The 15,394-nt window shown below is 30.9% G+C and carries 14 protein-coding genes; 10 read left to right on the top strand and 4 right to left on the bottom strand.

The features are described from left to right. The first annotated feature begins 17 nt into the window (after positions 1-17). From topA to ACSHW5_RS13450, 7 genes are all read left to right on the top strand, one after another. On the top strand, positions 18-2,516 hold the full coding sequence (topA, locus tag ACSHW5_RS13480; RefSeq protein ID WP_435676667.1) for a type I DNA topoisomerase: 2,499 nt from the start codon (positions 18-20) through the stop codon (positions 2,514-2,516). A 37-nt stretch (positions 2,517-2,553) separates the two neighbouring features. Then, entirely contained in the window at positions 2,554-3,714 is a 1,161-nt protein-coding gene (locus tag ACSHW5_RS13475; RefSeq protein ID WP_435676666.1) for a formimidoylglutamase, read from the top strand. A gap of 105 nt (positions 3,715-3,819) precedes the next feature. After that, entirely contained in the window at positions 3,820-5,190 is a 1,371-nt protein-coding gene (gene gldK, locus ACSHW5_RS13470; protein ID WP_435676665.1) for a gliding motility lipoprotein GldK, read from the top strand. Positions 5,191-5,233: 43 nt separating this feature from the next. After that, positions 5,234-5,869 (top strand): gliding motility protein GldL, encoded by a 636-nt coding sequence (gene gldL / locus ACSHW5_RS13465; RefSeq protein WP_435676664.1) that lies wholly within the window; start codon positions 5,234-5,236, stop codon positions 5,867-5,869. A gap of 46 nt (positions 5,870-5,915) precedes the next feature. Then, the gene (gene gldM, locus ACSHW5_RS13460) at positions 5,916-7,445 is read left to right on the top strand and encodes a gliding motility protein GldM (RefSeq protein ID WP_435676663.1); all 1,530 of its coding nucleotides are present in this window, start codon (positions 5,916-5,918) and stop codon (positions 7,443-7,445) included. A gap of 18 nt (positions 7,446-7,463) precedes the next feature. Next, positions 7,464-8,318, top strand: a complete 855-nt coding sequence (gene gldN / locus ACSHW5_RS13455) for a gliding motility protein GldN (RefSeq protein WP_435676662.1) — start codon at positions 7,464-7,466, stop codon at positions 8,316-8,318. Between the two features lie 282 nt (positions 8,319-8,600). Beyond that, on the top strand, positions 8,601-9,656 hold the full coding sequence (locus ACSHW5_RS13450; RefSeq protein WP_435676661.1) for an NAD(P)/FAD-dependent oxidoreductase: 1,056 nt from the start codon (positions 8,601-8,603) through the stop codon (positions 9,654-9,656). A 79-nt stretch (positions 9,657-9,735) separates the two neighbouring features. Here the strand turns inward: ACSHW5_RS13450 and ACSHW5_RS13445 are convergent, their stop codons facing one another. Continuing rightward, positions 9,736-10,131: a DUF983 domain-containing protein gene (locus tag ACSHW5_RS13445; RefSeq protein WP_435676660.1), complete on the bottom strand. Its 396-nt coding sequence runs from the start codon at positions 10,129-10,131 to the stop codon at positions 9,736-9,738. A 54-nt stretch (positions 10,132-10,185) separates the two neighbouring features. On the opposite strand from ACSHW5_RS13445, the gene ACSHW5_RS13440 reads away from it, so the two are divergent. From ACSHW5_RS13440 to ACSHW5_RS13430, 3 genes are all read left to right on the top strand, one after another. Then, entirely contained in the window at positions 10,186-12,105 is a 1,920-nt protein-coding gene (locus tag ACSHW5_RS13440; RefSeq protein WP_435676659.1) for an ABC-F family ATP-binding cassette domain-containing protein, read from the top strand. A 136-nt stretch (positions 12,106-12,241) separates the two neighbouring features. After that, positions 12,242-13,186: a 1-aminocyclopropane-1-carboxylate deaminase/D-cysteine desulfhydrase gene (locus ACSHW5_RS13435; protein ID WP_435676658.1), complete on the top strand. Its 945-nt coding sequence runs from the start codon at positions 12,242-12,244 to the stop codon at positions 13,184-13,186. Next, entirely contained in the window at positions 13,183-14,010 is an 828-nt protein-coding gene (locus ACSHW5_RS13430; protein WP_435676657.1) for a glucosaminidase domain-containing protein, read from the top strand. The genes ACSHW5_RS13435 and ACSHW5_RS13430 overlap by 4 nt, the downstream gene beginning before the upstream one ends. Here the strand turns inward: ACSHW5_RS13430 and ACSHW5_RS13425 are convergent. The 3 genes from ACSHW5_RS13425 to ACSHW5_RS13415 are packed head-to-tail and all read right to left on the bottom strand — an operon-like array spanning position 14,003 to position 15,280. Beyond that, entirely contained in the window at positions 14,003-14,242 is a 240-nt protein-coding gene (locus tag ACSHW5_RS13425) for a hypothetical protein (protein ID WP_435676656.1), read from the bottom strand. The genes ACSHW5_RS13430 and ACSHW5_RS13425 overlap by 8 nt on opposite strands. Before the next feature lie 11 nt (positions 14,243-14,253). Further along, a complete protein-coding gene (locus ACSHW5_RS13420; protein ID WP_435676655.1) occupies positions 14,254-14,877 on the bottom strand; it encodes a thiamine diphosphokinase in 624 nt (207 codons plus the stop codon). Between the two features lie 46 nt (positions 14,878-14,923). After that, entirely contained in the window at positions 14,924-15,280 is a 357-nt protein-coding gene (locus ACSHW5_RS13415) for a MotA/TolQ/ExbB proton channel family protein (RefSeq protein ID WP_435676654.1), read from the bottom strand. Between the last annotated feature and the right edge of the window lie 114 nt (positions 15,281-15,394).

Genomic DNA, 15,394 nt, shown 5'->3' with positions numbered 1-15,394 from the left:
GGAAAAAAGGAAGATAAATGGCAAAGAATTTAGTAATTGTAGAGTCACCAGCAAAAGCAAAAACCATCGAAAAATTTCTTGGAAAAGATTTTCAAGTAGAATCTAGTTATGGTCATATTGCAGACTTACCATCCAAAGAATTAGGAATAGACGTAGAAGGAGATTTTAGTCCAAAATATATTATTTCTGATGATAAAAAACCAGTTGTAAAAAAGTTAAAAGCTTTAGTAAAAAAAGCAGACACTGTTTGGTTAGCAAGTGATGAGGATCGAGAGGGTGAGGCAATTGCATGGCATTTAAAAGAGCAATTAAACTTAAAAGATGAAAATACAAAACGTATTGTTTTTCATGAAATAACAAAAAATGCCATTTTAAAAGCGGTCGAAAATCCAAGAGATATAGACTATAATATGGTAAACGCACAACAAGCTCGTAGAGTTTTAGACAGACTTGTTGGGTATGAATTATCACCTGTATTATGGCGTAAAGTTAAAGGAGGTTTGTCTGCAGGTAGAGTACAATCTGTTGCAGTACGTTTAATTGTAGAAAAAGAAAGAAGTATACAAGAGTTTCAAGCAGAAACACATTATAAAGTAGTTGCAGAATTTTCTAATATTGAAGGAAAGACATTTAAAGCGGCAATTCCAAAGAATTTTGAATCTAAAAAAGGAGCAGAGAATTTCTTAAAATCTTGTGCAAATGCAGATTTTTCAATAGCAGATTTAACTAAAAAACCAGCAAAGAAATCGCCCGCAGCACCATTTACAACTTCAACCTTACAACAAGAAGCTTCTAGAAAATTAGGTTTTCCTGTAGGTAAAACCATGCAAGTTGCACAACGTTTGTATGAAGCCGGTTTAATTACGTATATGAGAACAGATAGTTTAAATTTATCTGTTGATGCAAGAAATGCTGCCGAAGAAGAAATTACCAATTATTACGGTAAAGAATATAGCAAACAACGTGTTTTTAAAACGAAAGCAAAAGGTGCTCAAGAAGCGCATGAGGCCATTCGTCCTACAAACATGAAAATGCATGCTATAGATACAGAATATGATCAAACAAGATTGTATGATTTAATTTGGAAAAGAACGTTGGCTTCTCAAATGAGTGATGCTCAATTAGAAAGAACAAATTTTAAGATAGAAAACTCTGAGAACTCAAAAATATTCACTGCAAATGGTGAAATGATAAAATTTGATGGTTTCTTAAAAGTATATTTAGAAGGAAAAGACGATGATGAGGAAGAACAAGCAGGAATGCTACCAACGTTAAAAGTAGGAGAAGCGTTAAATTATACTTTTATAAATGCTACACAACGTTTTACAAGTCCACCTTACCGTTTTACAGAAGCTTCTTTGGTAAAACAATTAGAAGAGTTAGGTATTGGTAGACCGTCTACGTATGCACCAACAATTTCTACTGTACAAAGAAGAGGTTACGTAGAAAAAGGTGAAGATGAAGGAGTAGAGAGAAATTATGAACAAATGATTTTAGTTGCAGGAACTGTAAAAAGTGAAGCGTTAACTGAAAAAACGGGTTCAAAAAAAAATAAATTAATTCCTACAGATATCGGAAATATTGTAAACGACTTTTTAGTTGCTAATTTTTCTAACATTTTAGATTTCGGTTTTACAGCCAAAGTAGAAAGTTCTTTTGATGATATTTCTGAAGGTAATGAAGATTGGATAGAGATGATTAAAGGTTTCTATACCAAGTTTCATGAAAATGTAGAAGATGTAAAAGAAAATGCAGAAAGAGAAAGTGGAGAGCGTATTTTAGGAAAACATCCAGAAACAGGAAAAACAGTTTTAGTTCGTTTGGGTAAATTTGGTCCCATTGCACAAATAGGCGCGCCAGAAGATGAAGAAAAAGTATTTGCAAGCTTAAATAAAGATCAGAATTTAGGAACAATAACCATGGAAGAAGCATTAGAATTGTTCTTGCTTCCTAAAACATTAGGTTCTTATGAAGGTGAAGAAGTAATTGTTTCTAATGGTCGTTTTGGGCCTTATATTAAATTCGGAACCATGTTTGTTTCTCTTGACAAAGGAGAAAACCCAATGGAAGTAGATTTGCCAAGGGCAGAAGAGTTAATTGTTGCAAAACAAAAAGCAGATGCGCCAATTTATTTTTATGAAGATTTACCTGTACAAAAAGGTGTTGGTCGTTTTGGGCCGTTCTTAAAATGGAACTCAATTTTTATCAACGTAAATAAAAAATACGATTTTGATAACCTTACCGATGATGATATTGTAGAATTAATTGAAATTAAGAAACAAAAAGAGATAGACAAAGTAATTCATAATTGGGAAGATGTTGCCATTCGTGTAGAAAAAGCACGTTGGGGGCGTTTTAATGTGATAAAAGGAAAAATTAAAATAGAATTACCTAAAACTACAGCCATAGAAAAACTAACTAAGGATGAAGCTGTAAAAATGATTGAAGCTAAAACTCCTAAGAAAAAAGTAACAAAAAGAAAAACTCCAGCCAAAAAAATAGCAAAAAAGAAATAATCATTTCTTACATTGCATACGTTTTTAAAAAACATTGATGAATCAAGACTTTCTAACTCCTGTAAAAGAATCTGTTGTAGCGTATTTAGAATTGCAGTCCTCTTTATGCTTAGGAAATAGCATTAGAATACATACGCAACAGGCTGGTTTTCCGGACTTAGAAAACGTACAAATTGCAATTTTAGGAGTTCAAGAAGATAGAAATTCTCAAGATAATTTTGGTTGTGGAGAAAATTTACATTTTATTCGCAAAAAATTATATGAATTATTTCCAGGAAAGTGGCAAACAAATATAGCAGACTTAGGAAATGTTTTAAAAGGAAACGCAGTATCTGATACCTATTTTGCAGTTTCTAAAATTATAGAAGATTTATTAAAGAAAAATATTATACCAGTTATAATTGGTGGCGGTCAAGATATTACCTACGTAAATTATAGAGCTTATGATGCTTTAGAACAAACCGTAAATATTACAGCTGTAGATAGTCGTTTCGATTTAGGTAATTTAGATGATGCGTTAACATCGCAATCCTATTTGAGTAAAATAATTATGCAAGAGCCAAATAACTTGTTTAATTATAGTAATGTAGGATATCAAACTTATTTTAATTCACAAGAAGAAATTCAATTACTCGATAATTTATTTTTTGATACCTATAGATTAGGAAAAGCAAAAGAATTAGAAAATATTGAACCCGCTTTTAGAAATGCAGATATTGTTTCTATAGATTTAGGATCTATAAGACAAAGTGAAGCTCCTGCTAATAATAATGCCTCTCCAAATGGTTTTTATGGCGAAGAAATTTGTGCAATTGCAAGATATGCGGGTATTAGCGATAAAGTATCATCATTTGGTATTTATGAGTATAATTCTAAATATGATAACCAACATCAAACAGCACATTTAATTGCACAAATGATATGGTATTTTATTGAAGGTGTGAATTTTAGGGTAAAAGATTACCCGTTTAGTAGCAAAGAAAACTATCAAAAATTTACCGTTTTATTAGATGATGATGATCCATTAACATTTTATAAAAGTAACAAAACAGGAAGATGGTGGATAGAGATAAATATTTTATCAGATAATAAATACAAAAGACATGCGTTAATACCATGTACATATAAAGATTACACAGATGCAACCATGCAAAAGATACCAGAAAAATGGTATAAAGCTATGAGAAAATTAGCCTAATTACAATATTAATAAAAAACAATACGTTAAATTACAATGTGAACATTGTTTATTAGCAAAAAAAATAATAGGTTTACGAACTTTTTAGTAAAGATATTTTATAATATGAGAAAAGCAGCAATATATGCACTTTTAATTGCCATTTTTTACAGTTGTGGCTCTAATGATAGAGGAGAATTAGTAGGTGTAAAAGCTAAGAAAAAATGGTTTTCAGAAAAACCTTATGGAATGGCCGTAATTCCCGGAGGATCTTTTACCATGGGAAAACAAGACCAAGACATTATTGGTACTATGAACGCACCAACAAAAACTGTTACGGTAAGGCCATATTATATGGATGAAACTGAAATTACAAACAGCGAGTATAAAGAATTTGTATTTTGGGTAAGAGATTCTGTGGTTAGAACAAGATTAGGGTATCAAGCAGAGTTTGCAGCCCTTGGTGAAACAAACCCAGACGGTACACCAATTTCTGGTGGAATTCAAGATTTTGCTTTTGCAGCCACGGATACTACAGACGCTAGTGCATATCAAAAATATATGTACGATAATTATTACAGCCTTGGAGACGGTATAGATTCTATAAGACCCTTAAACTGGGAAAATGATATTGTTTGGAAAAAAGATGAATATCCAGATGTAGATTATGTAGAAGTAATGGATTCTCTTATGATTTCTAGAGATGAAGCTATAGACGGAATTAGAACTTTTAATACCAAGTTTTTAAATTATAGATATACTTGGTTTGATAGAGATGAAGCAGCAAGAAAAGGAGGAAATAGAAAAGATTTTGTAAAAACAGAATTGTTAAATATTTATCCTGATACTACGGTTTGGGTAAGAGATTTTAATTATTCATACAATGATCCCATGCATCAAGATTATTTTCATCATCAATCTTACTCAGATTATCCGGTTGTGGGAGTAACTTGGGGGCAGGCCAATGCGTTTTGTAATTGGAGAACAAAAAAGAAAAATGATTATTTAAGAGGGAAAAAAACTTCTACATCTGTACCAGATTTTAGATTACCTACGGAAGCAGAATGGGAATACGCTGCTCGTGGCGGATTAGATTTTGCAACTTATCCTTGGGGAACAGGTAGTACAACTAGTGATAGAGGTTGTTTTTTAGCAAACTTTAAACCTGTAAGAGGTAATTATGCTGTAGATGGCGCGTTATATACCATGGAAGCAAAATCTTTTAATGCAAATGATTATGGTTTGTATAATATGGCTGGTAATGTTTCTGAATGGACAAACACTGCCTATAATTTATCTTCATATTATATGGCATCAACTATGAATCCGAATGTAGAAGACAGAAAAAATAAACGTAAAATTGTTCGTGGTGGTTCTTGGAAAGACGTTGCATACTTTTTAGAAGTAGGTTCTAGAGATTATGAATATGCAGACACAGCAAGAAGTTATATCGGTTTTAGAACGGTTCAAAACTTTATAGGTACAACAAATAAATAAAAATTAATAAAGAAAAATAATCCCCTAGAAAAAAAATAAAATTATGGCGCAATCAAAATCAGCAAAGAAAATAACAAATATGGTCTACGGACTAGGAGCAGCAATTGTAATTATTGGTGCACTTTTTAAAATAGAACATATATCTTTTGGTCCTTTAACAGGAAGTTTAATGTTAACTATAGGGTTAGTTGTAGAGGCTTTGGTATTTGTGTGGTCTGCTTTTGAGCCAGTAGATGATGAATTAGATTGGTCTAAAGTATATCCTGAATTAGGTGAAGATGGTCTTGTTTCTGAAAAGCAAGAAATAGGAGCACAAGGTTTACTTTCTCAAAAATTAGACACTTTATTACAAGAAGCAAATATAGATTCTCGTTTAATGACAAGTTTAGGAAATAGTATGAAAAATTTTCAAGGAGCTGCAGAAGGTTTATCCGCAGCATCAGAATCTATTTCTTCTACCAACAAATACAATGAGCAAATGTCTATGGCTGCTATTCAAATGGAATCTTTAAACAATTTGTATAAAGTTCAAGTAGAAAATAGCACAAAGCAAGCAGCTTTAAATGGTGCTATGGTAGAAAATACAGAAATATTAAAAGAGCAAATGCAATCTTTAGCAAAAAACTTATCTTCTTTAAATGGCGTATATGGCGGTATGTTATCTGCAATGTCTAAATAATAATTAGTTCAATAAAAATGAAAAATAACTTAAAAAACTAATTATAATGGCAGGAGGAAAAATGTCCGCAAGGCAGAAGATGATTAACTTAATGTATCTTGTATTTATTGCTATGTTAGCTTTAAATATGAGTAAAGAAGTATTGTCTGCTTTTGGTTTTATGAATGAAAAGCTAGTAGAAAATAATGCATCAACTACATTAAAAAATAACAGTGCTTATGAAAATTTAGCTACAAAAGCATCAGAACAAGCAGCAAAATTTGCGCCTTTAAAGGTACAAGCTGATAAAATTAAAAAAACATCAGCAGAATTATATGCATATATAGAAGAATTAAAAGGAACATTAACAGCAGGTATCGAAGATAAACAGGCTTATGAGTCTATGGATAAAACAGCTGTTTTAGATGAATTATTCTTTAAAGGAAATAAATTTACTCCAGAAGGACAAGAGTTTATAGATAAAGTAGATACTTATAGAAATAGCGTAATTACAACCTTAGGACCAAATAGTAAATTTGTTCCTGTTTTAGAAGGTAGATTTTCTACCAAAGATGTAGAAATTCAAGGTACTAATAAAACCAATAAATGGTTAAAGGCAAGATATGAAGGATTTCCTTTAATTGCTTCAATTACCAATTTAACACAAATGCAAGCCGATGTTAAAAACACGGAATCAGATATTGTAGCAGATTTATTAGGTGGTAAATTAGAAGAAGCATTGTCTTTAACCAATTATAAAGGAATTGTTGCTTTAGATAAAAACGCATATTTTGCTGGTGAAAAAGTTACAGGTAAAATTGTATTGGGTCGTTATGATGCTACAATGGTACCAGATAATGTTACCTTAAACGGAAAAGATTATAAAAATATTCAATCTGGGCAAGTAATTATAGACATGCCATCTGGAAATATTGGAAACCATGATATAAAAGGGAAAATAGCTTTTACGCAAAACGGAGAAATTGTTGAGGTTCCTTTTGAAAGTTCTTATTCTGTAATACCAGAACCAAGTACTGCAGTAGTTTCTGCAGATAAAATGAATGTTGTTTATAGAGGTTTAAGCAACCCTATTTCGGTTTCTTTACCAGGTGTAAGCGATAACAATTTAAGAGTATCAGCAACAGGTGGTAGTTTATCTGGCGGTAGAGGAAAATATATTATTAAACCAGGCGCAGGAAATACAGCTGTTATTAATGTAAGTGCTACTTTAAGTAGTGGTAAAACCGTGAATTCTAAAAGTACTTTTAGAATTAAAGACATTCCGGCAGCAATGGGTTCAGTTCGTAATCAATACGGAACAGTAAGAATGCCTAAATCTGGTTTAGCAAACTCGCCTATAAGTGCAGGTTTACCAGATTTTGAATTCGATTTAAAAATAAGTGTACAAAGTTTTAAAATAAAGGTTCCAGGAGAATTAACCATTATTGTAAACGGAACTACGCTAAGTGCAGCAGCAAAAAAAGTATTGTCTAAAGCTAGAAGAGGCGATATAATTAATATTTATGATATTAAAGCAACTGCCAATGGGTATAACCTTAAAAAGGTTTTACCAGTTAATATTGAGTTAACTAATTAGCAATAAAAATTATAAAATATGTTTAAACATTGTTTCATACTATTTTTCGTTTTCTTAACAACGGGAGCAATTAATGCACAAACAAATCTGTTAAATGCAATGTCTGTTGATGAAATAGGGAAAAAAAATGCAGAACAGTTAGCAGAAGGTAGTGATAAACCACTTCCTTACGGCTATGTAGATGACAGAGATGTTCTGTGGTCTAAAATTGTTTGGGAATTTGTAGATTTAAATCAGAAAATAAATTTGCCTTTTTATTTTCCAATAGATACTACAAACATATCTTCAAATAGAAGATCTTTGTTTGACACAGTTGTAAAAGGCATACGCCAAGGAAAAATTAAAGACGCATATTCAGACTCTTTCTTTACTTCTAAAATAACTCAAGATGAGATTAATTCTCGTTTGGTTAATGTTAGAACACAGAATGGTTATACAGATACCTACACCTTACAATCTGCAGATATTGGCGGATATATGATTAAAGGAATGTGGTATTTTGATAAGCGACAAGGTGAATTAAAATACAGATTATTAGCTTTAGCCCCAATGGGAAAAGATGTTCAAACAATTGGAGTTCAAGGTGTAGAAGATGAAAAGTTATATGAACTTTTCTGGATTTTTTATCCAGCAGCTAGAGATGTTTTACACGAAGTAAAAGTTTTTAACCCTAAAAACTCTGCACAACCTATTTCTTTCGATCATTTATTAAATGCAAGAAGATTTAGCGGTGTTATTGTTAGAGAAGAAAACGTTTATGGTAATAGAGCCATAGAAGACTACGTGAGAGGGAACTCTTTGTTTCAATTGTTAGAAGCAGATAAAATTAAAGAAACCATTAGAAATCAGGAAATGGATATGTGGAACTATTAACGCCACTTTATAAAACATAATTAAAAACGTTTGCGCAAGCAAGCGTTTTTTTATTTGAAGCTATTTTCTGCTTTCACTTCTCGCTTTTTTTAGTTTGTTCTCGATACAAATTTGCAAAAAAGCAAATTCACACGAACTGGCAGAAAAAAGGATCTCACTTTAATGACGGCTAAACAGTTTGCCAATTTCTTGCTCTTCTTGCAAGGTTCTAAAAAACTTGCAGGTCAAAAAAAAACATCGTATAGGAACTCAGAAATAAAAGCAAATATGTACTTTTAACCCATGAAAGTAGATTATATTATTGTTGGTTTAGGATTGGCTGGTTTGGCATTTGCCGAAGAATTAATTGCAGCCAAAAAAACATTTATTGTTTTTGAAGACGATTCCCAAACGTCTTCTTTAGTAGCAGGTGGCGTGTACAATCCTGTAATTTTAAAAAGATTTACACCTGTTTGGAATGCTAAAGAACAATTGTCTATAGCACTACCTTTTTATGAAAAGTTAGAAAAAAAATTCAATACAAAATTTGATGAAAAGTTTGTTACTAAAAAAGCGTTCAAATCTACGGAAGACCAAAACAATTGGTTTGAGGCTTTAGACAAACCAAAATTGATAGATTATTTAGATCCTACTTTAGATACTAAAAACTACCCAGGTGTACTAGCAGATTTTGCCTTTGGTAACGTTCATAAAACAGGTAGAATTGACACAAAAAAACTGGTAGAATCGTATAGAGATTACTTAGAAAATGAAAAATTAATTCACTTTACGCAATTTCAACATCAACATATACTATTTAACGAAAACACAATTCAATACAAAGATATTGAAGCTGGAAAGATTGTTTTTGCAGAAGGATTTGGAATTACCTTAAATCCATATTTTAATTATTTACCCTTAAATGAGGCAAAAGGCGAATTATTAATAATCCATGCGCCAGATTTAAGTATTGATTTCTTATTAAAATCTACACTTTTTGTATTGCCTTTGGGAAATCATCATTACAAAGTTGGTGCAACTTTTAATTGGACCGACAAAACATCAAATCCGTCTGAAGAAGGAAAAGAAGAGTTGGTAGAAAAATTAAAGAAAGTAATTAACGTGCCGTATACTATCATAGAGCAAACAGCAGGCATAAGACCTACGGTTGCAGGCAGAAGACCTTTGGTAGGCGTGCATCCAGAGTATCCTCAGTTAGTAGTTTTAAATGGTTTGGGAACACGTGGTGTAATGATTGCGCCAACGGTGGCTAAAAACCTTTATCATCATTTAGAACATCAACAAGAATTAGACAAAGAAATAGATATTATTCGTTTTGTAAAACGTAAAAAAAAATAGTAGAAACTCTAAAATTTTGAAACTTGCAATAAAAAAGCTTCACTAATAATCAAATTAGATTAAAAAGTGCATTTATTTGTTAATGTTTCTTTACTACAGAATTTTGTTTTTCATCAAAAGAAATAAACATATTTATCCAAAGTATTCTAGACAATCGTAAATTTATAGGAGCTAAAACTAGTAAAGCTATAATGATTGCTGCAAAAGATTGTAGCATACTCAGATTAAAGATTAATGTTGAAATTAAGAAGGTTACAATAGAAAGACCAACTGTAATTCCGTAGTTTACGTACATTGCACCATAAAAGAACGATGGTTCTATCATGTATTTTAGATTACAATACGGGCAATTATCGTGTAGTTTTGTAACTTTAGAAGGGTTAAATGTGAACTTATATTTAAAGAAATCACCCTCTTGACATCTCGGACATTTACCTTTTACTACACTGAACAATTTTGTTCCCTTTTTAAACATCTGTAACTGTATTTTTTTAGTTAGTTTTGCATTTATCAAAATTACACAAAATTTATGTTAAACGTACACAATTTATCGGTCTCTTTTATGGGGTCTGATTTATTTTCAGGAATTACTTTTAAGTTAAACAAAGGAGATAGAATTGGTCTGATTGGAAAAAATGGAGCAGGAAAATCTACCCTTTTAAAAGTGCTTTCTAAAGACATGGAGACTAGTGGCGGTACTATGGCTTTTGATAAAGATATTAGAATGGGTTTTTTAAGACAAGATATAGATTTTGTTGAAGGAAGAACTATTTTAGAAGAAGCGTACCAAGCTTTTGTAGAAATTAAGGAAATTGAGTTATTGCTTGATGAGGTAAATGAGCAATTGGCTACTAGAACAGATTATGAAAGCGAAGAATACAGTCAACTTATTCATGATTTAACAGACAATACAGAACGTTATGAGCTGTTAGGAGGTTATAATTATCAAGGAGATACAGAGAAAATTTTACAAGGTTTAGGTTTTCAAAGAGAAGATTTTAATAAACTTACAGATACTTTTTCCGGAGGTTGGAGAATGCGTATAGAATTGGCAAAATTACTGTTACAGAATAATGATATTTTGCTATTAGATGAGCCAACAAACCACTTAGATATAGAATCTATTATATGGTTAGAAAACTTTTTAAAAGGGTATTCTGGTGCAATTGTGTTGGTTTCGCATGATAAAATGTTTTTAGATAATGTTACCAATAGAACTATTGAGATTTCTTTAGGACAGATTTACGATTATAAAAAACCGTATTCAGAATTCTTGTTATTGAGAGGAGAAATTAAAGAAAAGCAATTACAAGCGCAAAAAAATCAAGAAAAAGAAATAAAGCAAAAACAACACTTAATAAACAAATTTAAAGCCAAAGCAAGTAAAGCTTCTATGGCGCAATCTTTAATGAAACAACTAGATAAAGTTGAATTGATTGAGGTTGACCAAGATGATAATCAAGCAATGAATGTGCGTTTTGCCATTTCTAAAGAGCCTGGTAAAATTATTGTTGAAGCAGAAAATTTATCTAAAAGTTATGGCGATAAACATGTTTTAGAAAATGTAGATTTACTAATTGAAAGAAATAGTAAAATAGCATTTGTAGGTCAAAACGGACAAGGAAAATCTACTTTGGCAAAAATGATGGTAGGCGAAATTCCGTTTAAAGGGCATTTAAAGCTGGGACATAATGTAGAAGTTGGGTATTTTGCTCAAAATCAATCAGAACATTTACCGCCAGAAAAAACCGTTTTAGAAATTATGGAAGACGCTGCAACAGATGGTAATAGAATGCGCGTTAGAGACATGTTAGGTTCGTTTTTATTTGGTGGAGATGCTGTAGATAAAAAGGCAAAAGTACTTTCTGGTGGAGAAAGAAATAGATTGGCATTGTGTAAATTATTGTTAAGTCCATTTAACGTATTAATTATGGATGAGCCAACAAACCACTTAGATATTGCCTCTAAAAACGTACTAAAAGAAGCTTTAAAAAGTTTTAATGGAACGTTAATTTTAGTGTCTCATGATAGGGATTTCTTACAAGGGTTAACATCTACAGTGTATGGTTTTAAAGACAAAGTAATTAAAGAATATTTGGGAGATATTGATTATTTCTTAGAACAACATAAAATAGAAAACCTTAGAGAAGCAGAAAAAAGAACTGTAGTAAAGGTTGATAAAACTTCGGATAAAAAGGAAGCATATCAAATGTCTAAGGAGCAGGAAAAAGAATTAAAGAAACTAAGTAATAAACTTTCTAAAATTGAAACTGAAATTTCAGATTTAGAAAAAGAAATTACAGCAACAGATTTAGAGTTGGCTAAAAATTATGAAGAAGTTTCGGCAAGACCTAAATTCTTTGAGAAATACAAGGCTAAAAAAGCAAAAGTAGACACTTTAATGGAACAATGGGAAAAAGTAGAAGCTCAGGTTTCTAGTTTTTCTTAATCTGCCTCTAAGGCTTATTGACCTTATTAAAGAAGAAATCCACACAATTATAAGAGGTCGTTAAATTTCACTAAATTTGTATCTCTTTTTAAATAATCTTATAAATTAAATTCCTGCCAATCAGGAATAAAAAAATATGGACTTTAACTCCCCAATACAATCCAAAAATCAACAAATTTTACTTCCAATTTTGGAAGAAAAAAAGATAGAACTCTTTATAAAAAGAGAAGATGTAATTCATCCTTTTATTTCTGGGAATAAGTTCAGAAAATTAAAGTATAACTTAGAAGAGGCTAAAAAACTTAAAAAGAAATCACTACTTACTTTTGGTGGCGCTTTTTCTAATCATATAGTAGCAACGGCTGTTGCAGGAAATTTAGCAGGTTTTAAAACATTTGGGGTAATTAGAGGAGATGAATTGGGAAATAATCTGAAAGAAATATTAGAACAAAATGCCACTTTAAGAGCTGCTCATGAAAATGGTATGAAATTTAATTTTGTTACAAGAGAATTATACAGACAAAAAACTTCGTTTGGTTTTATTGAAAAAATGAAAAATAAATGGGGAGATTTTTATGTAATTCCAGAAGGCGGAACAAATGAATTCGCTATAAAAGGTTGTGAAGAGATTTTATCTGCAGAAGATGCTAATTTCGATTATGTTTGTGCGTCTGTAGGTACAGGAGGTACTCTTGCCGGATTGATAAATTCCCTTAAAAAGAAGAAACAGAAAGTGATTGGTTTTCCTGCTTTAAAAGGAAATTTTTTAGCACAAGAAATAAAACAATTTACAACCAAATCTGGCAATTGGAGGTTAGATAAAAATTATAATTTTGGTGGTTATGCAAAATATAATGAAGAGTTAATTAGTTTTATTAATGATTTTACAGAAAAAACGGGCGTATTATTAGACCCCGTTTATACCGGAAAAATGATGTTTGGAATACTAGATTTAATAAAAAAAGACAGCTTTCCTGAAGGAACAAAAATTTTGGCAATTCATACAGGAGGAATTCAAGGGATTCATGGAATTAACCAAAAATTAGAAAAGAAAAATCTGGAGTTAATTAATGTTTTATGAAATTAAAAATTGCACTTTATTGTCTTTGTTTAGTAATTTTAGCTAGTTGTGGTTCTAAAAAGAAAACCATAAGATCTAAAGATGCTGGTGTTGTTTTGGTAGAGCCAAATCCCATAAAATTACCTTCTGTAGAAGAAGATAAGCATATAAAAAGGCTAGAGAAAAGTGGTAAAAAATTAAATAGATACACTTTAAATTACATAAAAAAATACGCACCAATTGCAGTTAGAGAAATGCATCTTCATAAAATACCAGCAAGCATAACCTTGGCCCAAGGTGTCTTAGAATCTGGAAGTGGAAGAAGTGAATTGGCCTTAAAATCTAACAATCATTTTGGTATTAAATGCCATACAGATTGGCAAGGAGAACGGGTGTATCATGATGATGATGAGAAAGGAGAGTGTTTTAGAAAATACCAATACGCAGAGACGTCTTTTAAAGATCATTCGGCCTTTTTAACCGAAAGAAAACGCTATGCTTTTTTGTTTTATTATGGATCTAGAAACTTTAAAAAATGGGCAAAAGGTTTAAGGAAAGCCGGTTATGCTACAGATAGAAAATACCCAGATAAACTAATTGGCATTATAGAAAACTATGAATTACATGAATTTGATACATGGAGTACAGATAATAATGTGCCACAAAAAGATACAGAGAAAATAGTAAAACCGCCGTACACTATTGCAAAATATTACCAAGTTCAAAAGGGAGATACCTTGTATTCTATTGCCAAAAAGTTTAAAACAGAAGTAGCTGTTTTAAAAGAATTAAATGGATTAAAAAACAACATTATCTCTATAGGGCAACATTTGTTAACTAAATAGTATAAAGGGTTCCTCTATGCGGTTTTAATGCATCTCTATACGTTTTCATATCTTTTTCATCAACCACAATAAATGCACTACACAGCATTGAATTTTTTTCTTCAATATCAATTTTAAGAAAAGATAAGTTTTCTAAAGTTGCAAATTCTTTTAAATGAATGGTATGGTGTTTTGCTGTTTCTTTAGCATCTGGACCTCTAAAATCCCACAATAATTTTATTTTTTTAGACATTTTTATTTTTTTTAATGGTTGATGAAAATAAATAATTCACCCGATTCAAAACTAATTTCTATGTGATTTTCGATAGCCATATTTCTTGTGCCAATTCTTTTACCAAAAGTTAAATCTTCTTTATGTAAAGGATATTGTAAGCCTTTTGTACTAATGTTTGTTGCTGTAGGAAAAGGAATTAAGGAAATAATGTTGTTTTTACAATTTGCTATTTTTATGGATGTATCAATAAGAAAATAACGACTATGATTGTCAAAAAAAGTTAGGTTTAATTTGTTTTTCCATTGAATTGTTGTGTGCAAGTTTCCTAAAAAATGATCTTGTTCTTTGCCACTTGCTCCATAAACATCAATGTTTTTAAATCCTTTTTCAAAAAGAATTTGTAAAATTTTATCAAAATCTGTAAAATCTTGATTTGGTGTATGAATTACTTCAATACCTTTTGGAAGGTTTTCTATGGAATCAAAATCACCACTAATAAAATTGGGTTTCACTTTATTTTTTTCTAAAAATTGATAAGCGCCATCTGTAGCACAAATAACTTCGTAGTTAGAAAAATCTGGAAGTTTTTCTGGAGATTCTCCATTTAAAAGTAAAAATACATTTCCTTTATTCATGGATGCAAAAATACCCATTTCTTAATTAATGAAATGGGTATTTTAAATCTGTTAAAAACAGTATTTATTTTTCTTTTAAAATAAGTCCGATAATTCCTAATCTAGCAATTATAAAAGTGAACATGCCAAAAGTAGGAGCTAATAAAGCAATTTTTAAACCACCAGCTAAAACTCCATGAGAAATTCCATCGTTCAAAGAAATGGCATCAAAAGCACTAATTAAACCAATCATCATTCCTAAAAAACCCCAAACTAGTGCAAATAAACTTACAGATTTTATCAGTTTTATAACTTTTCCATTTTCATCTCCTTTTAAAAGTGCTTTTACAATTAAGGTGATACAAATAAGAAGCGCAATTAAGGTTGTGTACATAAATAATGGACCACCATCATTGAATAGATTTAAAGGTAATAATTTCATAATGAGTTATTTTTTAATGTTTATATACATCAAAAGTATTTTAAAGTTACTCATAATTTTAAAAAAAACGATGTTGTTAGAAAATAGAACCCTAAACTACAAAATAATTACTGT

Source organism: Polaribacter sp. (genome assembly GCF_051251875.1).
Lineage (GTDB): Bacteria > Bacteroidota > Bacteroidia > Flavobacteriales > Flavobacteriaceae > Polaribacter.
The sequence above is the reverse complement of the archived record's forward strand: the minus strand, read 5'-3'. Positions and strand labels throughout refer to the sequence as shown.